Consider the following 23,434-nt stretch of genomic DNA (forward strand, 5'->3'; position numbering starts at 1 on the left):
ATGATAGTTTTAAGACTGATGAATATGATCTTAAATACTCAATGAATCAAATAATTTAACCAAATTAGGATCAGAAGGTCTTGGAGCACTCGCATCTACGATATTTCCTTCTGGATCTAATAAAATAAATCTTGGTATTCCAGAAACTCTATATGCATTCATAAATGACCTATCTCCCTTTGCATATAATTGAGTACCTGTCATCTTTTTATCTACGATCATTTTTTTCCAAGCATTGTAATCTTTTTCTCTATCTACAGAAATACTGACAAACTCAATATTTTTACCATGATATTTTTCTTCTACTTCTTTTAAATGAGGAATTTCTTGCTTGCATGGATTACACCAAGTAGCCCATAAATCGATATATACATACTTTCCTTTTAAATCATCTAATGATGTCGTTTTTCCATTGTTATTTTCATAATTAACAAACTTAGGAGAAGCCACACCTTTAGCCAATTTTTCATTAATGTAAGCTTTCTCAGCATAAATTTGCTCCATTTCTTTTCTTATATTTTCAATGTTACTTCTTTGCTCTGCAACAAAATCAGCATTCTTAAAATTTTCTTTTTCTATTCTCTGATCAAAATCAGCTACAAAAGTCTTTATTTTCGCATCAAAATCTTTCTTAGGCAACTCAAAAATAGTAGGGTCTGTAAAAAGTCTCATTTCCAATGCTGTTGATTTCACTAAAAATTTACTTTCTTCAGCTCCCTCTCCCGTAAACGAAATTGTTTGATCTAACTTTTTAGCATCTAAAGAAACCTTTATATCAGCTCCTTTTTTAAAATAAACAGCAGTATATTCTTTTCCATCAAAAATAGGATAAGCACCATCTTTTATCTTTAAAGTATCAGTAAAAGTTCCGTCTTCATTAACTGTTATTACTTTTTTATATCCAGTTTCGGGATTCATTACGGTTAATGAATTTGAATTTTTATTCTCAATCTTTCCTGAGAAGGTCGTATAATCTTTTGGCTCTCCTTTACAAGAGGCTAATAGTAATGCAATAAATGGGGCAAAAACTAATTTTTTCATTATTTAAGGTTTTGTAATTTTCGATAAAAATAGGATTTATATTGCATATAAAGTCCTTTTTAAGAATATATTAACTAGCCCAGCCAACCTTCTCTATCTAAGCTTCTATACTGAATTGCTTCTGCAATATGACTTGGTAAAATATCTTTTGAGCTTTCTAAATCAGCAATAGTCCTGGATACCTTAAGTATTCTATCGTATGCTCTGGCTGATAAGTTGAGCTTTTCCATAGCATTTTTTATCAATAGTTGACTTTCTTCAGAAAGCTTACAAAACGCTCTAATTTGTTGCACCCCCATCTGAGCGTTGTAATGGATCGTATTAAAATCAGTAAACCTAGCTGACTGTATAATTCTTGCCGCAGTAACTCGCTTCCTTATCTGGATAGATGACTCCCCCTTTCTTTCTTCTGAAAGCTTTTTAAACGGAACAGGTGTCACCTCAATATGGATATCTATTCTATCTAATAAAGGACCGGATATTTTACTTAAATAACGCTGCATTTCTTGGGGAGAGGATGTCATGGGGGAAGAAGGATCATTAAAATAACCAGAGGGACTCGGATTCATACTTGCTACTAACATAAAACTACAAGGATAAGTAACCGTAAATTTTGCTCTAGAAATAGTTACCTCTCTATCTTCTAATGGTTGCCTCATGACTTCTAAAACAGTTCTTTTAAATTCAGGTAGTTCGTCTAGAAATAATACTCCATTGTGAGATAAGGATATTTCTCCTGGTTGTGGGTATTGCCCTCCTCCAACCAACGCTACATCAGAAATTGTATGATGAGGAGCTCGAAAAGGTCGCTGATGTACCAAACCTTTGCTTTTCGTTTTCCCCATAACGGAATGTATTTTTGTTGTTTCTAAAGCTTCATTTAGAGTCATTGGAGGAAGTATTGAAGGTAGCCGTTTCGCTAACATTGTTTTACCAGCTCCTGGAGGACCTATTAAAATAATGTTATGACCGCCAGCCGCTGCAATTTCCATACAGCGTTTAATAGATTCTTGACCTTTCACATCTGAAAAATCGAATTCAGGAAAATGCAACTGATTATAAAACTCTTCATCAGCATCTACAATTGTAGGCACCAACTTTTTTTTACCATTAAAATGGTTTATTACCTCTGTAATATGCGCTACACCATATACTTCAATATCTTGTACTATAGCAGCTTCCTTTGCATTTTCTTTAGGAAGGATAAGGTATTTAAACCCTTCTTCTTTTGCCTTAATAGCTATTGGAAGCCCTCCTTTTATTGGCTGTAATTCCCCGTCTAAAGAAAGTTCTCCCATTATCATATACGCTCCTATTTTTACAGATTCAATTTGATTGGATGCTGCTAGAATTCCTATTGCAATGGTTAAATCATAAGCTGCTCCTTCTTTACGAATATCTGCAGGAGCCATATTAATAATGATTTTTTTCCCTGGAAGCCTGTATCCATTGTTACGAAGTGCAGCAGAAATGCGATACGAACTTTCCCGTACAGCATTATCTGGCAAGCCTACCAAATGATACCCTATTCCTTTATCTATATTAACCTCAACAGTAATGGTGGTTGCTGCTACTCCGAATAGTGCAGAGCCGTAAACTTTTACTAGCATATTTTTTCTTTTTTGATAAAGATAAAGAAAAATTATCTTTTAAACACATTTCATAATTGATAAAAAAACCTCTTAATCAAACGTAAATTTAACTCAAAAGTTAATAATAATCAACGCTTTACACATATGAAACCTAGAATTAAATATAAAGACTTGATAGCTACTTGTTTTCTGTATTCAAAACATCTATTTATTACTATAGTATCAGTTGTTACAAAAAATAGTTGTTGGCTTTGATTCTTTCAAAAAATTACAAGTCAACACATTCACTCTTCTTCATTACAATTTCTTATATCAAACTGACATAGCATTAAGTTCAAGTAATAATAGAAAGCCTGTGCTATCAGATGTATCATCAGTCCAAGCGATTAAAAAATATTTATGAGAATATTCTAAAAGCCCATGAGCAGGATCTTCAACGTAAATTTATAAGTGTAACTGCAAAATGTTTTTGCTGCTAAGGAACTATAAATGGTATTGGAGCTTACCAAGCTATCTAAAAAATGCGCATTCCAAGTGCCCTCATTTCGGTTGCGTCAGTAGCATCTGCAATTCCAGACATAGTAACACCAAGCATAGTGATTACAAACCTATCTCTTAAAAACTCGCTAGAGAAGTTTTTCCTTTGAAATCTTGCTACCATTCTCAAACAAGTAGGTCCACAATCTCGGTTATCTATAAAAAGGAAACTTTTTTACCACCTTACTTGATATGGATATTTTTCATATACAGAATTTGATTCAGAAAAAGTATATCCATCTAAACCGTTTTTCTTTGCTTGTTGATATAAAGATTTACTTTCATTATACTTTCCCTACCTAGATAAGCACAAAGACTTATAGTACTGAACATCAGAAAAATTAGGATATTGTATTAAACAATTATCAAACTCAATTATAGCTTCTTTCCATTTTCCTTGCTCATATTTACTGATGCCTAAATAAAACAAATCCAAAAGGTGTGCTTCTTTCCATTTTTCTTTTTGCAGCTTAATATCCTCTTTAAGGATTCTTTCAGCTTCTTCGAATTTATTAAGTTGTAATTTGCTTACGGCGATGTAAAACTGGTATGTATGATCCATCTCATAACCATTGCCATATACATCAATACATTTTTCAAAATCTATTATTGCATCCCTATATCTTTTAGCAAAAATACATTTAATAAACGCTCTATAGCTTAACCATCTGCTAGGATTATAATATACGGCTTTATCTAAATATTCCATACCAACTTCATATTTCCTTGCTTTAAAATAAGGCATTGCTTTCTGTTGCCACAGATAAGCTATAGTACTATCAACTTTTAAGCCTTCGTCTAGTGTGTCTTGCCATTCTTTCATTTGGAACTTGTAATTAAATCTTTTTGCACCATTAATAACATATTTATCAATTATTGAATCGTGTTTTTTACTTCTTTCATAAACCAGATGCTTTACTGGTTTTTCTTTACACTCTACAAAACAGAGTCCACAAATAATTAAAAAAATTGCCTTTTTCATTTGGATATTGGATTTAACTAAATAATCTTTTTCATACGTAAAGCTATAAAGCTGATTCGAAACTAAGAATTCTTTCGTTTGGTTATACTTCTTTTCAATTATACTAAATAACGTGAGTTCGACTTAACTTATTCCAAGATTAGGTAAGAACCTTTGTATTTTAATGCTCGGTTTTGATTCAAGAAAAGAGTAAGCAGTCAATCCAGCAATTAGGTTTCCTAAGAAGTTATCAAACGAGCGATGTCTAGAATGTTCCATCTGACAGGTATTTTTTAATACGTCATTTACAGATTCTATAATTGCTCTTTTTCTTAAGTAAACTTTATCCATAAAATCAAGAGCTTTCTTGTTCATGTTCTTTCTTAATTTGGTAACCAAATGGATACCATCCACAAATAATTTATCAAATAGATCTTTGCTTAAATAACCTTTATCACCATATATTTTTCCAAATATCTTATCGTGAAAGCACTTGTTCTTTAAAGGATATCTGTCATCTACACTTGCTTTAGTAATCATAAAATCAACTATTTGTCCTTTATCATTACAGACTAAATGAAGTTTAAAACCGTAGAACCAACCCAATGTCCCGTAACTTTTTTCTGCGATTCCTTTAAATACCTTGTGTTGTTTTTCTCTTTTATAATGACTCACTTTTAGTGCTGTGGAATCAATAAAAGAGATACCAGAACACTTACCTAATCCGTGTAGTTTTAAATACACTGCTAAAGGTGGAATAACTTTCTTTTGTAGTTCTACAAATCGATTATAGGAGACAAGATCAGGAAAGAAATCATCCATGTATTTGCACACGTAATACAAATAAAAGTGTTTTAAATTTCGATAGGATTTTAGATGAAAAATAACCATAATGGTCATTACTTCACTTTTACTCATTTTGGATTTTCTCTTGCGCTTTTTAACTTTAGAACTCTCTGAAATACTGTTTTTTATTAAAACTGTTTCAAATTCTTTCATAAAATCGTCAAGATTACAAAATATTTCAATTATTTTAGTGTCAGAAATCATAAGCAGAATAATTTTAGTTTATTGGAATTCAGTACTTTAATATACTAAATTTTCTGCTTTTTTACTATAGTAAAAATAGATTTCTTACGTCGAACTCACGTTAAATAAATAATCATTTTAAAAACTATTTTACTTTTAGATATCAATATATTATCTAAGTCATTATTATAATCCATTATTTTTCTAAATGGCACCAATCAACACATATAAAAGGGTCGTCTAAAAATTAATTTTTAGACGACCCTTTTATATTTATATGTTGTTTTAGTACTTTATTTCTTGTTGAAACGCTTAAGTCCCTCCTTCAACCAAATTCTATAAGTTTCCTTATCCGTATATTGCTGAGGTAAATTTAAAACCTCTAACTTAGGACTCAAAGATACATAGAAAGGTTGTGAAGCTGTTTTAAAATTTGCTATCTGCAAAGTAGCCCATTTATCTCCATAAGTTCTAATTCTTTTTACCTTACCATTAGGTTTTAAGAAATCAAACTGCTCTTCTTTAGGCAATGTTCTTTGATGATCATCAACATATAAAGAGATTAAAACATAATTTTCTTCTATAATAGGGTATATATCTGGCTGGCTCCAAATATTTTCCTCCATCTTACGACAGTTGACACAAGCCCATCCTGTAAAATCCAATAAAATAGGTTTATTTACAGATTTAGCATGCGCAAGACCTTCTTCAAAATCTTTGAAGCATTCTAAACCTAAAGGACAGTGATTGCTATTGTCTTGCTCATAGATACTATGGAATTGAGGTGGAGCAAATCCACTTAATAAGTTGCTATCCCATGGCTGCTTTTCTTTCTTTAAAACACCTGGTGCTAAATATACTGAAATAGCTAATGTAGCAAGACCTAATAATATTCTAAAGAATGTTATTTTTCCATATTTTTTACCGATAAACCCAAATAAATATATTGATAAAAGGAAAGATAATACGGTCCAAATACCAATAAATACTTCACGCTTTAAGATTCCCCAGTGACCAACTAAATCCGCATTAGATAAGAATTTAAAAGCAAAAGCTAATTCTAAGAATCCTAATACTACTTTTATAGTATTCATCCATCCTCCAGACTTTGGCAAAGAGGTTAACATACTAGGAAACAATGCAAATAAAGCAAAAGGAAGTGCTAATGCCAAACCAAAACCTCCCATCCCTACAGATAGCTGAGTTGCTCCTCCTGTAGAAGTTAAAGAACTCGCTAATAAAGATCCTAAAATAGGTCCTGTACATGAAAAGGAAACAATTGCTAAAGTTAATGCCATAAAGAAAATTCCTATGACACCTCCAATACCAGAAGCATTGTCCATTTTGTTACTCCATGAGCTAGGTAAAGTAATTTCGTAAAAACCAAAAAAGGAACCAGCAAAGAATAATAGTACAATGAAAAAGAATACATTTAACCAAATATTTGTGGAGATACTATTTAATATTTCAGGATCTAATGTATCTAAAAAATGAAAAGGAGCACTTAATAACACATAAATTAAAATAATAAATAATCCATATAAAATAGCATTTCTTATTCCTTTACTTCTATTTTGTGATTGTTTTGTAAAAAATGATACAGTTAATGGCACCATAGGGAATACGCAAGGAGTTAAGAACGCCAAAAGCCCTCCAATAAACCCAAGTAAAAAGACATTTAACAAATTAGTATCTTCTTTATCAGAAGAGTTCTTATTAGCCGAGCTCTCTAATAAAATGGTATTTTTTAAGTTTAGGTTAAGAGATTGAGACAATGCTTTACTCTTTTCATCTACCTCAACAACTACCGTTATTTCTTCTCCTGTTAAGGAAAAAGTAAAATCTTCATCAAAAGGTAAACAATACTCTTTACAAACTTGAGCATCTAAATTCAAAGTAACTGTTTTTAAGTCAGCATTTTCTACGGTAATTCTTTGAACTAACTTTGCTTCGTCAACAAAGAAAACTTCATCTTTTCCCCAAATATCACTAAACTCTGTTTCAGTTTCGCTTTCTTCCGCTTTTCCTACCAACGAGTAACCGGATTCTCCTTCAATTGGAGTAATTGTCATTGGTAAAGAAGCATCTTCAGGATTGTACTGAGAGTATAGATGCCAATCTTCTGCAATTTCTACATCAAGGATTAAGTCGTATTCTGTATCTGAAATTCTATTTACAGAAGTGTTTACTACGATAGGGTTGTCATCCGATTGTGCATAAGTTGCTAAGCCTATGACGAATAAAAATAGAGTAAAGAATTTTTTCATTCTATGTAGTTTATGGGGGTTGTTAAAATACTTATTTTTAATATTCTATTTGTTTCTTTGGATACAGTAAAACGTCTATCCGATCTTTTTCCTATAATCCAAATAATCTCATCTTTAGAAGAACAAAGTAACCAAGTCCGTTCTTTATCGATAAGAGATAATTTCTCATCTTTAAAAAATTTACTTAGCTTTTTTTTACCGGACATTCCTGTTGGATAAAAAAAATCACCTTCTTTCCATTTCCTTAAAATGAGCGGGTAATTTAATAATTTTTTATCAAGATAAACAATATTATTGTTTATTAATGACATTTGTTGAACATTTTCAAAACACAAACGAATTGGGTTTGTAATTTTGGTACTAGACTCTTCAATTTTAATTTTTTTATTTACAATTAAAGAGCTTTCACTAATTGGCAAAAGTAATAAAAATTCTCTGTCTTTTAATAATCTATGCGATTTTGTTAGTATATATTTCCCAGATTGTGCAGATACTAGATTGTAAACATCGTTCCATTCCGTGAAGCCATAGCTCTTTAGGAGTTCAAATAAATACACTTTCGGGCTATTTATTTTTCTTAATTCTGAGATATTTATTTTAAGAAGGTCATTTTCTTTGGTAAGAATTTTTTTTGACATTTCATCAATACTTTCTTTTATAACCCGCTGACTAGATTGGAGATAATCCGTTGTTCTATTAAATGTTTCAATCAGTTGTGGATTGATTGTTTCTAAAACAGGAATTATTTGATGGCGTATCTTATTCCGTGTATATTTTATAGCAGCATTACTTGCATCCTCTCTCCAACTAATTTTTTGATCAACTGCAAAATTTAACAACTCTTTACTCGAAAAAGGAAGTAAAGGTCTTATGATATTTTTATTAACAGAAGGAATTCCTGTAAGCCCCTCTAATCCAGTTCCTCTAGACAAGTTGATTAGAAATGTTTCTAAATTATCATTAGCATGATGAGCTGTTAAAACATACTCAAACAAATACTCTTTAGCTAACTTTTGAAACCACTTATAACGCAAATCTCTAGCTGCAATTTGAGTAGATAGCTTATGCTTAGCGGCATATACATTGGTTTCAAATTTTGTTGTGAATACTTTTAATTCTAACTTCTCCCCTAACCTTTCAACAAACTGTTCGTCTAAATCGCTCTCCTTTCCTCTTAATTGAAAATTACAGTGAGCCAATGAGATATCGTAATTCAATTTATGAAATAGATGAGCAAGTACTACACTATCAACCCCTCCAGAAATAGCTATCAATATTTTTTTTCCTTCTATAAAAGGAAAGTTTTGATTGATATGTCTTCTTAATTTTTGTATCATTCTTTACTTGAAAAAGCACCGCTCTTTGTTATAACTGAGTATTTAACCAATTTATAATATCTTCTAATACCTCTTCCTTACATAAATCATTATGTAATTCATGATATCCTCCTTCATACAAACTTAAAGTAGCTTTTTCAGAAGCTTTAGCAAATAACTCAGACCCTTTATAATCAATGATTTTATCATTAGTTCCATGCGCTAAAAATAGTGGTATCTTCAAAGAAGAAGCATTTTGAATAGCCCATTCTCCTGTTTCTATAAAAGTAAGCGAAAAATTAGGACTCACCTTGTCATGAATCAACTTGTCATCTATATATTTTTGAACTTCTTCGGCATCGCGAGAAATATCTTTAGCAGCTAATTCATTACTCAATGTTACTGAAGGAGCTATTTTTTGCATTAGCTTTCCAAGTGATAATTTCCATGCAGGAGGTTCAAATGCTAAAAGTAAAAAAGCGCTAGTAGCAATTGCCCCTTTTAAGGAGTTTTCTTCTCGAAGCACATAATTAATAACCACATTTCCTCCCATCGAATGCCCGTAAAGAAAAATAGGTTTCTTAGGAAATAACTCCTTAGTCTTTTTTATTGTTTGAGCAACACTTTCTAAAACGGCATTAAAATTAGGATTATGACCTCTTTTACCTGTAGTTTTCCCATGCCCAAATTGATCAAAAGCTACTACGCTAAAATTATTTTCAGTTAGCTTTTTAGCAACGTGTTCATACCTACTAGAATGTTCTCCCATACCATGGACGATAACAACAACTGCTCTTGTTTTTATGGCAGACCAATATTGCCCAAAAAAAGTAGTTTTATGAATGTTGAATTTAAATATTTGATGTTCCATGATTTATTGTTTTTTTAGCCAAGATCGAATCGCTTTTTTTAACGCTTGTTCAGGTTGGGGTAATGGTATTGTTTTTCCAAACTGTTTACTTCTTTTAAATTTAGAAAATGTAATTTTAAGCTGCTTCCAGTCTTCAGGATAAACTTCTAAAAATTTATTAAAAAAATTTTGTTCATTAGGACTCCCCTCTATTCCAGAAAGCACCTCTCTAAACTTTTCTTCTTGTTGTATAATCATTTAGTAAATATAAATAAAACTACCTTGAATGCAACAATACATACTTCATAGCTTTAGCTTTAAGCAAGCACTCTTCATATTCCTTTTCAGGCGTAGATTTTGAAGTAATAGCACTGCCAACAGAGTAAGATACATATTTTACCTCATCATTATACAATATACTTCTTATAATAACATTAAAATCAAAATCGCCATTAGGCGTAAAATACCCAATACTCCCAGAATATAATCCACGCTTAGTCTCCTCTAAATCTTCAATAATTTGCATGGCTGAAATTTTTGGAGCCCCAGTCATACTTCCCATAGGAAAAGTATCCTTAATAACATCTACTGGATGAACTGTATGCGCAACCTCTGAAGTAATTGTTGAAATCATTTGATGCACTTGATTAAAAGAGTACACCTTACACAATTCCTCAACTTGAACACTTCCTTTTTTTGCTGTTTTAGCCAAATCGTTTCTAACCAAATCAACAATCATAATATTTTCAGATCGCTCTTTTTCATCTCTCCCTAAATCAAAAGCTATTTTAGCATCTTCAATCGGATTAACCATTCTCTTTGCCGTTCCTTTTATGGGTTGAGAAATAATCTTTGAACCTTGCTTCCTAATATATCGTTCAGGAGTAGCAGATAATAAATATTGGTGTTCATGCCTAAAAAAAGTAGCAAATGGCGGCGCAGAAATTTTATTCAATTCCCTATAAATCTTATACGGGTTTATGGCTGTATTTTCAGCATAAAATTCTTGGCAAAAATTAGCCTCATAGATATCTCCTCTATGAATATGCTTTAAAACCGTTGCTACCTTCTTATAATATTCATCTTTATGGATACGAAGTTTTATTTTAAGATCCTCTTCTCTAGAAGACGGAGCTACAGCAGTATTCATTTCCATAATTTCATCAAAATCCTCTTCCAATTCATCATCCACCATTTTTAAATAGTGAAACGCTACCGTGTTTCCTTTCAGAAAAATAAGTTTTTGTGGCTGAAAGAAATAAAGATCGGGAAACTTTAATCCATCAAAGTTATTTGAAGATAATTGTTCCGTATCATTTTTAACATCATAAGAAATGTATCCAAAAATATAGTCATCTGTATACGATTGATACTCTTTTAATTTATCAAAAGCTTTGTAATAATCAGTTTTTATAGCAGTGAACTCCTCTATAGCTAAAGCACAATCAAATGAGCTATATTCTTGCTGGCAACTATTAGAATCTAGCCAAACGATAGTTTCAAACTGCTGTGACCAAGTGAAAAGCTTTTCTTTAAACGATATCGGATCATCTATCGAAAAATTACGTTGAGTTCTTAATGACATTCGGCAAAAATAAGAAACCCGATAGAAATACTGCTATCGAGGTAAAAAAATGAACTATAAACTTAAAAAACAACTTTATTCTATTCACTAAAAGAAGGCGCAGTTATCCAACTGGTTATACTTACCAATATTTAAATAATAAATAATGCTATGGATGCAACCACTACAAAAAAGGAAATCAAACAGTAAAGAAAAAACCTTCCAATTAACACTGAAAGGCCTTTGTATTTTATTAAAGTAAATTATACTAAATAGTAAAATCTCCTTTTGCTTTATGATCGCTATTTTCATAACGTTCTATGCATTTATCTAGAATTTCATATGCTTCATTAGCATCTCCCCATTCTCCAATATCTACCTTTTTCTTTTCTAAATCTTTATACACCTGAAAAAAGTGAGTGATCTCTTTTTGGCGGTGTGGATTTAAATCAGATAAGTCATTATAACGATTCCAAATAGGGTCTGATACAGGCACGCACACTATCTTTTCATCAGGACCTTTTTCATCAGCCATATGAAAAACTCCAATAGGCTTTACTTCCATTACACACATTGGAAAGGTTGGTTCTGCTCCTAATACTAATACATCTAAAGGATCTCCATCTAGCGCCAATGTTTTAGGTATAAAACCATAATCTCCTGGGTACATCATTGAAGAAAATAACATTCTATCAAAACGTATTTTTTTCAATTCAAAATCATATTCGTATTTATTTCTGCTTCCTTTTGGTATTTCTATTAGAACATCTACCGTCTTTCTTTCTTTTGCAGTCATATGTTTATTTTTTCATTTTTAAAAATCGGACAGCAAAAGTAAGAATTTATTCTTTCTTGAAGGCTAAAGTTTTGATTATTTTCATGATAGATAATAATTATAGCCCTGGATTTATTGCAATACGTACCGCAAACTTAGGGGTAGGGATTGCTATTGAATTTGTTGGAGGCGTATAATTACTTCTCCAAATAGCATCAATTCTTAAAAAACGAAGATTTCCATATCCAATATTCTCTACGCCAACACTATACTCATAATACAATTTATTTGAAGGAGCATTATGATTAATTGAAGAGTACCCATCATTTATTTCTTTATTACTCTTAGAAATTGTTCCGTAAGCAGCTCTAAAACTAACCAGACTACGTAATTTCAGCTTTTTAAGAAGCGGAATTCTATTTAAAATAAATCCATTAAAATGATGTTCAAAATGAGTTGCCACATAAGCATCTGTCACAAAATCATAATAATTCATTAAAGCAAATGTATTCCTAACCAGCGAAAATGATTGGTTTGCAGGAATTGGGCTCAACAATCCTATCGGCACGGTACCAAATGTTTTCCCGCCTTCTATTGTTGCGTCTAAAAGTCCTAATTTACCTAATAAAATAGGTTGACTGTATAAAAATTGTAGTTTATCATAATCAAAAGAACCATTAAAAGGACCTTTATACCCGTGGCGATAATTTAAAACCAATGTAGGAAAGATATTCCTCCCAAAACGTTGCGCTACTCCTAATCCGTACACAAATCTACCAGGAGTATATGATATATATATATCAGAAGCAACGTCTGTAAGCCCTGTTTGGATTGTTTTACCTCCATCTAAACTATACGCCATAGAAAACTTTTCTGGAGGTGCAGCAGAAGTAATTGTAGCACGCGACCCGTTAATTCCTACATGTAGATTCTCCATTATCCTATAATCAAAATTACCTGCTATTTTTTTTACCTCTGATAAAAAATAGTTATTTCCACGAGAAAGCAAAGCTGTAGATCCAAAAGAACGCCCTAATAGTTGAGACGTATTTAAAAGAGTACTTCCTAGCTGTTCTATATCATCTTGATACGCTACTCCTACAGCTATACGCGGTTTATAAGATAACAGGTACCTTGCCTCAGCTCCAAGCTTTATTTTTTTATCTTTAAATCCATAGGCTGCATAACCAGTTAATCGGAAACGATCATGAATTGATTTAAAAGTTCTAAACCCTAGCCTTGCTCTAAATCCTTCTACTTCATTATTTGCAAAAGCCGTCCAAAAAGGGCCTACTTGAACAGTATTTCCTATTCTTACATAACCACTAGAAAGTGTATTAATTAACCCTGTCAGCTTTTTTATCTTACGCTTTTTCTTTACACTTTGAATAAGCTTATAAGTTGTTTTATCCGCTTCATCTTCATGTTTTTCCCAATAAACTTGCTCTTTAGAAAACTGATTAGGTCTTATTTTGGTTATTTTTTGCGTGTAAAACTCATTAGGCAAAGGCCTACCCAGTAAGTAAGCGCTAAATCTTTCTGTTTTTTTAACCGTTAAACCTTTATTACTTTCATTTTTATCAACAAAAGTAAAATCTCCCTCATAAGCATTTCTTTTAGGTAAGTATATACTATCATTTTTAAATTCAAACTCTCTTTCAAAAGTTAACCCACGAACAAAGTTTAAATTAATTCCTTTGTTCACCTTCATTTTTAAAGTATTAATAGCATAACTCTTATCATCTACCCAAAAATTCCCTTCAAAAGCCAAATCACCATTTCTCAAAGGAAAAAAATAGATGTTATAAAGTTTTTTATTATTTTCAACGATACTATCGTACAATAGATAATCATAAGTAGCAAATCCGTTGGTAGAAATAGGGCTTTCAAAGGATTTATTTAAAAGCTGAAAGCTATTTTTATATATATTTATATCTTGAAAAGTATTTGAAATCCGATCAAAAACAAACCCTTGAGCACTTAACCCTTCTTCTCTTTCTGCCTCTACATCTTCTCTAATAGTTTTTGTTTTATTATTTCCATAGAAATTAGTAACCTTCTCGTTGATATAAATGGGAATATAATAATTAATCCCATCGCTATCGTATTTGATTTCATTAATCGTGCTATTGTACTGCTCCTTAAACAAAGTCTTTAAGAAGGTCGTATCTAAATTATTCAGCCCTATTTCTGTTGAAACATGCTTTTGATATTGATAATGATTGACTAATTTCAACCCATTTTTCTTTTTTCTTTTCCAGATTTCTTTTAAAATCTTGTAAGCCGGATTTTCTTTTTTCTTAAGACGAACTTTAGGTTTAGCAACAATCAAAACCTCCTCTAACTGATTATCTCCTTCTTTTAAAACGATATTTAAAAACTTCGTTTTTGGATTTACTTTGATTGTTTGAGTCTGAAAACCTATAAAGGAAATTTCAAGAGTTCCTCTATTTTTCTTAGCGGTGAAAGAAAAACGTCCGTCATCATCAGTAGTAGTTCCATTACTAGAACCTTGTATATAAACATTTACAAAAGGCATTGGAACCTTTTCTTCATCAACCACTTTTCCTCTTATAGTTAATTGAGCTTGTAAACCAATAGTTACAAACAAAAATAGGATAGCAAGCTTTATTTTCATGGAATTTGTTATTACAATAAAATCCTTTTGAGATTATATCAAAAGGATTTTATAATCTAATTTTATATAAGCGTAAATTACTTACAGATACAATACTTCTTTTACAGCCTTTACAACATCATTCGCATTCGGTAACCACTCCTCTAATAAAACAGGTGAATATGGTGCTGGCGTATCTGCCGTAGTTATTCTTTTAATTGGCGCATCTAAATAATCAAATGCTTCATCTTGTACTCTAAATGTTATTTCAGAAGATACACTTCCAAAAGGCCAAGCCTCTTCTAAGATAACCAATCTATTTGTTTTCTTAACAGATTCTAAAATAGCTTTATGATCCATAGGACGAACTGTACGTAAATCTATGATTTCAGCCGAAATACCTTCTTTAGCTAATGCATCAGCAGCCTTATAAGCTTCCTTTATAATTTTCCCAAAAGAAACAATTGTCACATCATTTCCTTCTCTTTTGATATCAGCAACTCCTATTGGAATGATATACTCTCCTTCTGGTATCTCCATTTTATCTCCATACATTTGCTCTGATTCCATAAAAATAACAGGATCATCATCGCGAATAGCGGCTTTTAATAAACCTTTAGCATCATAAGGATTTGAAGGAACGATTACCTTTAAACCAGGAGTATTTGCAAACCAATTTTCAAAAGCTTGTGAATGGGTAGCAGCTAATTGACCAGCAGAACCTGTTGGACCACGAAAAACGATAGGGCAATTAAACTGCCCACCGCTCATTTGACGAATTTTTGCTGCATTATTTATAATCTGATCAATCCCAACTAGAGAAAAGTTAAAAGTCATGTATTCAACGATAGGGCGATTTCCATTCATTGCTGAACCTACAGCAATACCTCCAAAACCTAATTCGGCAATAGGAGTATCAATAACTCGCTTCTCACCAAACTCATCTAACATTCCTTTAGAAGCTTTATAGGCTCCATTGTACTCGGCTACCTCTTCTCCCATTAAATAAACGCTTTCATCTCTTCGCATTTCTTCACTCATGGCTTCGCAGATAGCTTCTCTAAATTGAACTGTCTTCATTTGTTTCTATTATAGTTGTTTATTTGAACTTGCAAAAATAAGAAATTAATATATAAACAATAAGTTAATTTTTTTAAGTTTGAAATAAAGGAAGTTAGATAAATTTATTATGCACGCATAGTAATTTTAAAAAAAAATTGGTAACTTCGTAGCCGTTAAAATTTTAGACATTACATAAACAGAATAAATATATGAAAATATTAGTATGTATCAGCCATGTGCCTGATACCACTTCAAAAATTAATTTTACCGATAGCGATACCAAATTTGATATTAATGGAGTGCAATTTGTAATCAATCCATATGATGAATTTAGTTTAACTCGCGCAATGTGGTTTAAAGAAAAACAAGGAGCTAGTGTAACAGTTGTTAATGTAGGAAATGCTACTACTGAACCCACTCTACGTAAAGCTCTAGCAATAGGCGCAGATAATGCAATTCGCGTAAATGCAGAAGCTACTGATGGTATGTTTGTAGCTAAACAATTAGCAGAAGTTGTTAAAAGTGGAGGATACGATTTAGTACTAACAGGAAGAGAGTCTATTGATTATAATGGAGGAATGGTTCCAGGAATGTTGGCTTCTTTAGTAGATTTTAACTTTGTAAATGGATGCATAGGAATGGAAATTGAAGGAACTTCAGCTACTGTTGTAAGAGAAATAGATGGAGGACAAGAAACATTAAGCACCTCATTACCATTAGTGATAGCAGGACAAAAAGGAATTGTTGAGGAGAAAGATTTGCGTATTCCAAATATGCGTGGAATTATGATGGCTCGTAAAAAACCTTTAAGTGTTGTAGAAGCTGTAGCTTCTGAAAACGTAACTGCTACAGCATCATTTGAAAAACCAGAAGCAAAAGGAGCAGTTAAATTAGTTGATGCTGATAATATTGATGAATTAATCGATTTATTACACAACGAAGCAAAAGTTATATAAATAAAAAACATCTTCATTATAGAGTAGAAATACAATACATGCTTTCTACAAATAAATAATGTTATAAAATAAAATAAAATATGTCTGTATTAGTTTTTGCCGATTCATCGGAAGGGAAATTTAAAAAAACAGCTTTTGAAGTTGTTTCATACGGAAAAAAAGTGGCGGAGCAATTGGGTACAAATCTTGTTGCATTAACCATTAATGGAGGAGAAACAAGTGAACTATATGCCTATGGAGCTGAAAAAGTAATAGCTGTGAAAGAAGACAGCTTATCTACTTTTAATGCGAAAGCATATACCTCTATCATTAAGCAAGTAGTTGCTAAAGAGGAAACTGATGTTGTTATCCTTGATTCAAGTATTGATGGTTTACATATAGCCCCAATGATAGCAGTGGCCTTAGAAGCTGGCTACGCTTCTAATGTAGTAGCACTTCCTAGTTCAACCGCTCCATTTACCGTAAAACGTAAGGCTTTTTCAAACAAAGCTTTTAATAATACAACCATCTTAACAGATAAAAAAGTAATTGGTCTTGCTAAAAACTCTTACGGGGTTCATGAAAATTCAGTAACAGGAAACACTGAAGCTTTTGATATTAGCTTACCTGAAATAGGAGTAAAATCAGAAAAAATTGAAAAAGCATCTGGTAAAATAACAATTGCAGATGCTGATACTGTTGTTTCTGCTGGTAGAGGGCTAAAAGGCCCTGAAAACTGGGGAATGGTAGAAGAATTAGCAGAAGTGTTAGGTGCTGCAACTGCTTGCTCTAAACCTGTATCTGATTTAGGCTGGAGACCTCATGGCGAGCATGTTGGGCAAACAGGTAAACCTGTTGCTTCTAATTTATACATCGCTATAGGTATTTCTGGAGCAATTCAACATTTAGCAGGAATCAATGCTTCAAAAGTAAAAGTTGTAATTAATTCAGATCCAGAAGCTCCTTTCTTTAAAGCTGCTGACTATGGTATTGTTGGAGATGCCTTTGAAGTAGTTCCTAAATTAATTGAGAAATTAAAAGCTTTTAAACAAGCGTAATATAGCACTCGGTTTGAGTAAATAAAATTTGTTAAAAGAACCTATTAACGCTTTTCGTTGATAGGTTTTTCTATTTTTTTAAGAAATAAGGCTTGAACCCATAATTTTTAGTAAATTGTGCCCACAAAAAAAGTCGTCTAAAACTCTGAAAATAGGCGAAACTTTATTATCACTGAAGATTGATTAATGAGCTTAATAAAACTAACTATCAAAGGTATTTCCTATAGCCAAACACAAAGCGGTGCTTACGCGTTAGTGTTAAGTGAAATAGAAGGAACACGTACCTTGCCTATTATTATAGGAGCATTCGAAGCGCAATCTATTGCTATTGCGCTAGAAAAAGAGATTCGACCTCCAAGACCTTTAACCCATGATTTATTTAAAACATTTGCAGATAGATTTCATATCAATGTAAAACAGGTTATTATTCATAAACTAGTCGATGGTGTTTTCTTTTCGAGTCTAATTTGTGAACAAAATGGAGTTGAAGAAGTAATCGATACTAGAACTTCTGACGCTATTGCTTTAGCTGTTCGATTTTTAGCACCAATATATACATACGAAAATATTTTAGATAAAGCAGGAGTCTATTTAAAACTCGAAGAAGAGCTATCTATTGAAGAAGACTTTGAATCTGATGAAATTGAACTAGAATTTAGTGAAGATTCAGATGCACAAGACGATTTCTCTGCCTTTTCTTTGCAAGAATTGAACGAGCAACTAAACGAAGCTGTTGCTAATGAAAACTATGAGTTAGCCGCTAATATTAGAGATGAGATTAGCAAGCGTTCTTAACTTTTTAACTTATTAAAATGAAAAAACTATACGTTTTACTATTCTATTGTGTTTCTTTTTTTGCAACTGGCCAAAGCATTGAAAAAACATGGAATTTTTCTTCAATAGAAAAAGGAGATACTCTAGATATTGTTGATACAGATGTTCTTATACTAAATAAAGGAAAGTTTACATCTTCATTTGCCACTAAAGACAGTTTAGAAACTAGTGGAAACTACATCCGTCAAAATAATTTATTGATTTTTAACTATAAGGTCCCTAAAGATACTGTTAGATACTACAATATAGTATCATTGACTGATGATAGCTTAGTGCTATCAGAAAACAGCACTATATATAAATTCAAGCTTCCTGTAAAACTCAGTAAAACTGCTCCTCAAAAGCATGAAAAAAAAGAGGCTTCTACCAAAATAATCCCAAGCCAAGGGTTTTCTGTAGAAAGCTTATGGAGAGGAGTTCTAGGAATGATTTCTTTGCTATTTTTAGCCTTTTTATTTAGTTCTGACCGAAGAGGAATTGACTGGGTAACTGTTGGTTTAGGGCTCGCTTTTCAATTATTGATAGCTATTGGGGTACTAAAAGTTCCCTTTGTGCAAAAAGCTTTCGAATTGGTCGGTGGACTATTTGTTAGCGTATTAGACTTTACGAGGGCTGGTAGTGAGTTCTTATTTAGTGGGCTGGTAGCTGATATGGATTCTTTCGGTTTCATTTTTGCGTTTCAGGTATTACCTACTATAATCTTCTTCTCAGCATTAACATCACTATTATTTTATTTAGGATTGATTCAGCAAATTGTAAAAGGCTTAGCTTGGTTACTTTCTAAAGGATTGAAAATATCAGGGGCAGAAAGTTTATCTGTTGCTGGAAATATTTTTTTAGGACAAACTGAAGCTCCTTTATTGATCAAAGCCTATTTAGAAAAGATGAATCGTTCTGAAATTCTATTAGTGATGATTGGTGGTATGGCAACAGTAGCTGGAGCCGTTTTAGCCGCTTATATAGGTTTTCTTGGTGGAGATGATGAAGTTTTACGACTATTATACGCTAAACATTTACTAGCAGCCTCAGTAATGGCAGCACCTGGAGCAATTATCATTTCTAAAATATTACATCCGCAAACAGAAAATGTCAATACAGATGTTCAGGTTTCTTCTGAAAAAATTGGGTCCAATATATTGGATGCTATTGCAAATGGAACTACAGAAGGATTGCAATTAGCCATGAATGTTGCGGCAATGCTATTAGTTTTTATTGCTTTTATAGCAATGATAAATGGTATTTTAGGATGGGTTGGAGATATTACATCATTTAATGCTTGGATTGCAGAAAACACTTCTTATGAAAATTTCTGCCTAGAAGCTATTTTAGGATATGTTTTTGCTCCATTGATGTGGCTAATAGGTGTCGCCCGCCAAGACATGGCTCTTATGGGACAACTTTTGGGAATTAAACTAGCAGCAAGTGAATTTGTCGGGTATATCCAGTTAGCTGAATTAAAAAATATTGCAAATGCTACGCATTTAAGTTATAACAAATCTATTATCATGGCTACTTATATGCTATGCGAATTTGCTAACTTTGCCTCTATAGGTATTCAAATAGGAGGAATAGGATCATTAGCTCCTGGACAGCGAAAAACGTTGTCAGAGTTCGGAATGAAAGCTCTTATAGGAGGAACTATTGCCTCTTTAATGTCAGCTACTATCGCTGGAATGATTATTGGCTAAAAAAACGGTTTTTAAAAATAACAAAAAGACACCCATGCATTCTTTGTATGGGTGTCTTTCTTTACAGTACATTATTTGATACTGATTTACAAACTTTTAACTAGTTAATAACTTATGGATAGAATTACTCCATTTACAAATAAAAAATAATAGTACTTTTTTATTTTTACAAAAGTAAAACGCCTTCTCAAAGGTAAATTAGATGAACTTATGAAACAATATTTAGATTTAGTAAAACACGTTTTAGAGAATGGAAATGAGAAAGGAGATAGAACAGGAACAGGAACAAAAAGTGTTTTTGGTTATCAGATGCGTTTTGATCTAAGTGAGGGGTTTCCTATGGTAACGACTAAAAAGTTACATTTAAAGTCAATTATTTATGAGTTACTTTGGTTTATAAAAGGAGATACTAATGTAAACTATTTGCAAGAAAATGGAGTGAGGATCTGGAATGAATGGGCGGATGAAAAAGGCGATTTAGGCCCTGTATATGGACATCAATGGCGTAATTGGAACAGTGATGAGATTGATCAATTAAAAGAGGTTATAACTACTTTAAAAACCAATCCTAATAGCAGAAGAATGTTGGTTTCTGCATGGAATCCTTCTGTATTACCAGACACTTCGAAAACCTTCTCGGAAAATGTTGCTGACGGAAAAGCGGCCTTACCTCCATGCCATGCATTTTTTCAATTTTATGTAACTGAAGGAAAACTATCTTGCCAGCTTTACCAAAGAAGTGCCGATATCTTTTTAGGGGTTCCATTTAACATTGCTAGTTATGCTCTATTTACAATGATGATAGCCCAAGTTTGCGGCTACGAACCTGGAGAGTTCATCCATACCTTTGGAGATGCTCATATTTATAATAATCATAAAGAGCAATTAAAATTACAGCTATCAAGAACACCTAAATCACTTCCAAAAATAAAAATCAACCCAAACATAAAGGATATCGAAGCTTTTACTTTTGATGACTTTGAATTGATAAACTACAATCCTCACCCGCATATAAAAGGAGTTGTTGCAATTTAATTAAGTAATGAATCTGAAAGGAGCATTTTTAGTTCTTAAATTTACTTTGTCATAATAATTATAAAAATTTAAACAGATTGATGGTAACAATTATAGCAGCTATCGCAGAAAATAATGCACTAGGAAAAAACAACGACTTAATATGGCATTTGCCAGCAGATTTAAAGCGATTTAAAAAGGTTACTTCAGGGCACCATATTTTAATGGGAAGGAATACTTTTGAAAGTATAGGGAAGCCTTTGCCTAACAGAACAACAATTATCATTACTAGAAATAGTGATTACTTTAAAGAAGGGTGCTTAATTGCCAGCTCTATTGAAGAAGCATTAGATTTTGCCAAAGCTGATTCTAATATTTTTATTATCGGAGGAGAACAAATATACAAACAGGCATTAAAAAACGATTTGGTAGATAAATTAGACATCACTATTGTTCATCAATCTTTTGAGGCTGATGTTTTTTTCCCTAAAATAGACCTAAATACATGGAAAGAAACAACTAGAGAGTACTTTAAGGCTGACAAAAACAATGATTATGACTACAGTTTCGTTAGTTATATACGAAAAAGAATAAAAAGATCTTAAAAAAAATTAAGCTTAATCAATTAGAAATATGTCTATACAATTTACAGAAGTAACCAAAGAATATAATCGTGAAACAGCAATAAAAAAACTCTCTTTTTCAGCTACAAAGGGAGAGATCGTTGGCTTTTTAGGTCCTAATGGAGCAGGTAAATCTACGACCATGAAAATATTAGCTGGTTTTATAAAACCTACGGAAGGGAGTATTTTGGTTAACGGAATAAATGTTGCTAAAACCCCTATTGAAGCTCAAAAAAACATTGGTTATCTTCCAGAACATAACCCCTTATATTTAGACTTATACGTTCGAGAGTACCTACAGTTTCAGGCTGATGTTTATAAAATTCATAAAAAAGAAATAGAAAAAGTTTTAGAAAAAGTAGGGTTAAAATCTCAAGCTCATAAAAAAATACAAGAACTTTCAAAAGGGTACCGACAAAGAGTTGGTTTGGCAGCAGCAATATTACATAATCCTGATGTATTGATATTGGATGAACCAACGACTGGGTTAGATCCTAACCAATTAGTTGAAATAAGAGCATTAATAAAAACACTAGGAGCTGATAAAACTGTATTATTATCTACTCATATAATGCAAGAAGTAGAAGCTATTTGTAATCGTGTTATTATTATCAATAAAGGCGAAGTGGTTATTGACAAGTATTTAAATGAGTTAAAAGAGAACAACGAACAAGTAATTAGAGTTACTTTTGATTATAAGTTAGAAGAACAATTTATAAAACGTTTACCGAACATAACCTCTTATGTAAATACCATAGAAAATAACTGGGTACTTACTTTTGAATCTACTGAAGATATGCGACCTATAATTTTTGATTTTGCGCAAGAAAATGGTTTAAAAATTCTTGGTTTAAATACTGAAAATAAAAATTTAGAAAGTTTATTTATAGCACTTACAAACCAATAGTAAAGAATTCCAAAACTTTTAACTAAGCATACTAATCATCTCATTATCGCTACCCAAAGTTATTATGAACTGTATCAATTAAAATAGCACTCTAAAAAATTAGTTTATAAAAAGAAGAACTTTCTCTTCTTCTTATAAACTGCTAACTAATAAAACTACCTCAAGCTTCTTTATTACTCTCCTATCAGCTTACTAAAAAAGGAGCTTTATAATCAAAATCCTAAAAGCTCGAATAGCACCTTATTTTAAAGAACTAATTACCGATTTGCTTTGGAAAAAGAACCCCTTCGATAAGTTTTTTTTAGAATCTGTAAATGATTTCCTGAAGCACCCTTGCCATATTGAACATTCTAAATACTATTCTTCTGATAAGCTCTTACGAAATGTAATTGCATGTCTATTTCTAGGCACAAAACTTAACGTTAAAGCACAAAAATTATCACCTAACACAATTGTAAACTAGGTCAGCCTCACGGCTAAAAGAACAATAATAAACTACGAATTAAGTCGCCCTGTAGCGCAACTTACAAAAGACTTTGCTTTGTGTACAATAGTGTTTTTAGCTCCTTGTTCAGGATACCCTAATTTCGCTAATTTATCTTTTACAATTCCTAAAATATCTGACTCTAAAACAACACTAACCAATGAATTTTCCACAGCTACTTCAACGTTTACTACCTCACTAAGATTCATTAATTCCTTCTTTATAGTATTGGCACAGCCTCCGCATTTTAAGTTTTCTATATATATATCCGCTTTCATCT

Annotated in this window: 21 protein-coding genes; 7 read left to right on the forward strand and 14 right to left on the reverse strand. The window is 32.1% G+C overall.

Annotated features, from left to right (window positions below; genetic code table 11):
* Positions 1 to 30 precede the first annotated feature (30 nt).
* From MARIT_RS13710 to MARIT_RS13770, 13 genes are all read right to left on the reverse strand, one after another.
* Positions 31 to 1,041, reverse strand: coding sequence for a TlpA family protein disulfide reductase (locus tag MARIT_RS13710; RefSeq protein ID WP_024742225.1), 1,011 nt, complete (start codon positions 1,039 to 1,041; stop codon positions 31 to 33).
* 74 nt (positions 1,042 to 1,115) lie between these two features.
* On the reverse strand, positions 1,116 to 2,651 hold the full coding sequence (locus MARIT_RS13715) for a YifB family Mg chelatase-like AAA ATPase (RefSeq protein WP_024742226.1): 1,536 nt from the start codon (positions 2,649 to 2,651) through the stop codon (positions 1,116 to 1,118).
* A 496-nt stretch (positions 2,652 to 3,147) separates the two neighbouring features.
* A complete protein-coding gene (locus MARIT_RS13720; RefSeq protein WP_100211797.1) occupies positions 3,148 to 3,294 on the reverse strand; it encodes a hypothetical protein in 147 nt (48 codons plus the stop codon).
* A 171-nt stretch (positions 3,295 to 3,465) separates the two neighbouring features.
* Entirely contained in the window at positions 3,466 to 4,152 is a 687-nt protein-coding gene (locus tag MARIT_RS13725) for a tetratricopeptide repeat protein (RefSeq protein ID WP_231975158.1), read from the reverse strand.
* A 123-nt stretch (positions 4,153 to 4,275) separates the two neighbouring features.
* On the reverse strand, positions 4,276 to 5,181 hold the full coding sequence (locus tag MARIT_RS13730; RefSeq protein WP_100211798.1) for an IS982 family transposase: 906 nt from the start codon (positions 5,179 to 5,181) through the stop codon (positions 4,276 to 4,278).
* A 272-nt stretch (positions 5,182 to 5,453) separates the two neighbouring features.
* The gene (locus MARIT_RS13735; RefSeq protein ID WP_024741540.1) at positions 5,454 to 7,427 is read right to left on the reverse strand and encodes a protein-disulfide reductase DsbD family protein; all 1,974 of its coding nucleotides are present in this window, start codon (positions 7,425 to 7,427) and stop codon (positions 5,454 to 5,456) included.
* Positions 7,424 to 8,764, reverse strand: coding sequence for a tRNA lysidine(34) synthetase TilS (gene tilS, locus MARIT_RS13740; protein ID WP_024741539.1), 1,341 nt, complete (start codon positions 8,762 to 8,764; stop codon positions 7,424 to 7,426). Before tilS ends, MARIT_RS13735 begins: the two co-directional genes overlap by 4 nt.
* Positions 8,765 to 8,792: 28 nt before the next feature.
* Positions 8,793 to 9,614, reverse strand: a complete 822-nt coding sequence (locus MARIT_RS13745; protein ID WP_100211799.1) for an alpha/beta hydrolase — start codon at positions 9,612 to 9,614, stop codon at positions 8,793 to 8,795.
* Between the two features lie 3 nt (positions 9,615 to 9,617).
* Positions 9,618 to 9,851 carry a hypothetical protein gene (locus tag MARIT_RS13750; RefSeq protein ID WP_024741537.1) on the reverse strand — a complete coding sequence of 78 codons (234 nt, stop codon included), beginning with the start codon at positions 9,849 to 9,851 and terminating at the stop codon, positions 9,618 to 9,620.
* 19 nt (positions 9,852 to 9,870) lie between these two features.
* Complete coding sequence (locus MARIT_RS13755; RefSeq protein WP_100211800.1) at positions 9,871 to 11,178, reverse strand: anthranilate synthase component I family protein; 1,308 nt, start codon at positions 11,176 to 11,178, stop codon at positions 9,871 to 9,873.
* Positions 11,179 to 11,425: 247 nt separating this feature from the next.
* A complete protein-coding gene (locus MARIT_RS13760; protein ID WP_024741535.1) occupies positions 11,426 to 11,953 on the reverse strand; it encodes an inorganic diphosphatase in 528 nt (175 codons plus the stop codon).
* Between the two features lie 97 nt (positions 11,954 to 12,050).
* The gene (locus tag MARIT_RS13765) at positions 12,051 to 14,570 is read right to left on the reverse strand and encodes a DUF5686 family protein (protein WP_100211801.1); all 2,520 of its coding nucleotides are present in this window, start codon (positions 14,568 to 14,570) and stop codon (positions 12,051 to 12,053) included.
* Positions 14,571 to 14,651: 81 nt separating this feature from the next.
* Positions 14,652 to 15,629 carry a pyruvate dehydrogenase complex E1 component subunit beta gene (locus MARIT_RS13770; protein WP_100211802.1) on the reverse strand — a complete coding sequence of 326 codons (978 nt, stop codon included), beginning with the start codon at positions 15,627 to 15,629 and terminating at the stop codon, positions 14,652 to 14,654.
* A 191-nt stretch (positions 15,630 to 15,820) separates the two neighbouring features.
* Here MARIT_RS13770 and MARIT_RS13775 point away from each other — a divergent pair, with 191 nt between their 5' ends.
* From MARIT_RS13775 to gldA, 7 genes are all read left to right on the forward strand, one after another.
* Positions 15,821 to 16,567 carry an electron transfer flavoprotein subunit beta/FixA family protein gene (locus MARIT_RS13775; protein WP_024741532.1) on the forward strand — a complete coding sequence of 249 codons (747 nt, stop codon included), beginning with the start codon at positions 15,821 to 15,823 and terminating at the stop codon, positions 16,565 to 16,567.
* A gap of 80 nt (positions 16,568 to 16,647) precedes the next feature.
* Positions 16,648 to 17,604: an electron transfer flavoprotein subunit alpha/FixB family protein gene (locus MARIT_RS13780; protein WP_024741531.1), complete on the forward strand. Its 957-nt coding sequence runs from the start codon at positions 16,648 to 16,650 to the stop codon at positions 17,602 to 17,604.
* 186 nt (positions 17,605 to 17,790) lie between these two features.
* On the forward strand, positions 17,791 to 18,399 hold the full coding sequence (locus MARIT_RS13785; protein ID WP_024741530.1) for a bifunctional nuclease family protein: 609 nt from the start codon (positions 17,791 to 17,793) through the stop codon (positions 18,397 to 18,399).
* Positions 18,400 to 18,416: 17 nt separating this feature from the next.
* The gene (locus MARIT_RS13790) at positions 18,417 to 20,126 is read left to right on the forward strand and encodes a nucleoside transporter C-terminal domain-containing protein (RefSeq protein WP_100211803.1); all 1,710 of its coding nucleotides are present in this window, start codon (positions 18,417 to 18,419) and stop codon (positions 20,124 to 20,126) included.
* Between the two features lie 210 nt (positions 20,127 to 20,336).
* Positions 20,337 to 21,161, forward strand: a complete 825-nt coding sequence (locus MARIT_RS13795; RefSeq protein WP_024741528.1) for a thymidylate synthase — start codon at positions 20,337 to 20,339, stop codon at positions 21,159 to 21,161.
* Positions 21,162 to 21,241: 80 nt separating this feature from the next.
* Positions 21,242 to 21,745: a dihydrofolate reductase gene (locus tag MARIT_RS13800; protein WP_024741527.1), complete on the forward strand. Its 504-nt coding sequence runs from the start codon at positions 21,242 to 21,244 to the stop codon at positions 21,743 to 21,745.
* 28 nt (positions 21,746 to 21,773) lie between these two features.
* Positions 21,774 to 22,670 (forward strand): gliding motility-associated ABC transporter ATP-binding subunit GldA, encoded by an 897-nt coding sequence (gene gldA / locus MARIT_RS13805; protein WP_024741526.1) that lies wholly within the window; start codon positions 21,774 to 21,776, stop codon positions 22,668 to 22,670.
* Between the two features lie 495 nt (positions 22,671 to 23,165).
* Here the strand turns inward: gldA and MARIT_RS13810 are convergent, their stop codons facing one another.
* Positions 23,166 to 23,432 carry a heavy-metal-associated domain-containing protein gene (locus tag MARIT_RS13810; protein ID WP_024741525.1) on the reverse strand — a complete coding sequence of 89 codons (267 nt, stop codon included), beginning with the start codon at positions 23,430 to 23,432 and terminating at the stop codon, positions 23,166 to 23,168.
* Positions 23,433 to 23,434: the final 2 nt, after the last annotated feature.

Source organism: Tenacibaculum maritimum NCIMB 2154, from assembly GCF_900119795.1.
Lineage (GTDB): Bacteria > Bacteroidota > Bacteroidia > Flavobacteriales > Flavobacteriaceae > Polaribacter > Polaribacter maritimus.

Coding starts and splice junctions, on each gene's coding strand:
- MARIT_RS13710 (WP_024742225.1), bottom strand. CDS start 1,041: ATGAAAAAATTAGTTTTTGCCCCATTTATTGCATTACTATTAGCCTCT.
- MARIT_RS13715 (WP_024742226.1), bottom strand. CDS start 2,651: ATGCTAGTAAAAGTTTACGGCTCTGCACTATTCGGAGTAGCAGCAACC.
- MARIT_RS13720 (WP_100211797.1), bottom strand. CDS start 3,294: ATGGTAGCAAGATTTCAAAGGAAAAACTTCTCTAGCGAGTTTTTAAGA.
- MARIT_RS13725 (WP_231975158.1), bottom strand. CDS start 4,152: ATGAAAAAGGCAATTTTTTTAATTATTTGTGGACTCTGTTTTGTAGAG.
- MARIT_RS13730 (WP_100211798.1), bottom strand. CDS start 5,181: ATGATTTCTGACACTAAAATAATTGAAATATTTTGTAATCTTGACGAT.
- MARIT_RS13735 (WP_024741540.1), bottom strand. CDS start 7,427: ATGAAAAAATTCTTTACTCTATTTTTATTCGTCATAGGCTTAGCAACT.
- tilS (WP_024741539.1), bottom strand. CDS start 8,764: ATGATACAAAAATTAAGAAGACATATCAATCAAAACTTTCCTTTTATA.
- MARIT_RS13745 (WP_100211799.1), bottom strand. CDS start 9,614: ATGGAACATCAAATATTTAAATTCAACATTCATAAAACTACTTTTTTT.
- MARIT_RS13750 (WP_024741537.1), bottom strand. CDS start 9,851: ATGATTATACAACAAGAAGAAAAGTTTAGAGAGGTGCTTTCTGGAATA.
- MARIT_RS13755 (WP_100211800.1), bottom strand. CDS start 11,178: ATGTCATTAAGAACTCAACGTAATTTTTCGATAGATGATCCGATATCG.
- MARIT_RS13760 (WP_024741535.1), bottom strand. CDS start 11,953: ATGACTGCAAAAGAAAGAAAGACGGTAGATGTTCTAATAGAAATACCA.
- MARIT_RS13765 (WP_100211801.1), bottom strand. CDS start 14,570: ATGAAAATAAAGCTTGCTATCCTATTTTTGTTTGTAACTATTGGTTTA.
- MARIT_RS13770 (WP_100211802.1), bottom strand. CDS start 15,629: ATGAAGACAGTTCAATTTAGAGAAGCTATCTGCGAAGCCATGAGTGAA.
- MARIT_RS13775 (WP_024741532.1), top strand. CDS start 15,821: ATGAAAATATTAGTATGTATCAGCCATGTGCCTGATACCACTTCAAAA.
- MARIT_RS13780 (WP_024741531.1), top strand. CDS start 16,648: ATGTCTGTATTAGTTTTTGCCGATTCATCGGAAGGGAAATTTAAAAAA.
- MARIT_RS13785 (WP_024741530.1), top strand. CDS start 17,791: ATGAGCTTAATAAAACTAACTATCAAAGGTATTTCCTATAGCCAAACA.
- MARIT_RS13790 (WP_100211803.1), top strand. CDS start 18,417: ATGAAAAAACTATACGTTTTACTATTCTATTGTGTTTCTTTTTTTGCA.
- MARIT_RS13795 (WP_024741528.1), top strand. CDS start 20,337: ATGAAACAATATTTAGATTTAGTAAAACACGTTTTAGAGAATGGAAAT.
- MARIT_RS13800 (WP_024741527.1), top strand. CDS start 21,242: ATGGTAACAATTATAGCAGCTATCGCAGAAAATAATGCACTAGGAAAA.
- gldA (WP_024741526.1), top strand. CDS start 21,774: ATGTCTATACAATTTACAGAAGTAACCAAAGAATATAATCGTGAAACA.
- MARIT_RS13810 (WP_024741525.1), bottom strand. CDS start 23,432: ATGAAAGCGGATATATATATAGAAAACTTAAAATGCGGAGGCTGTGCC.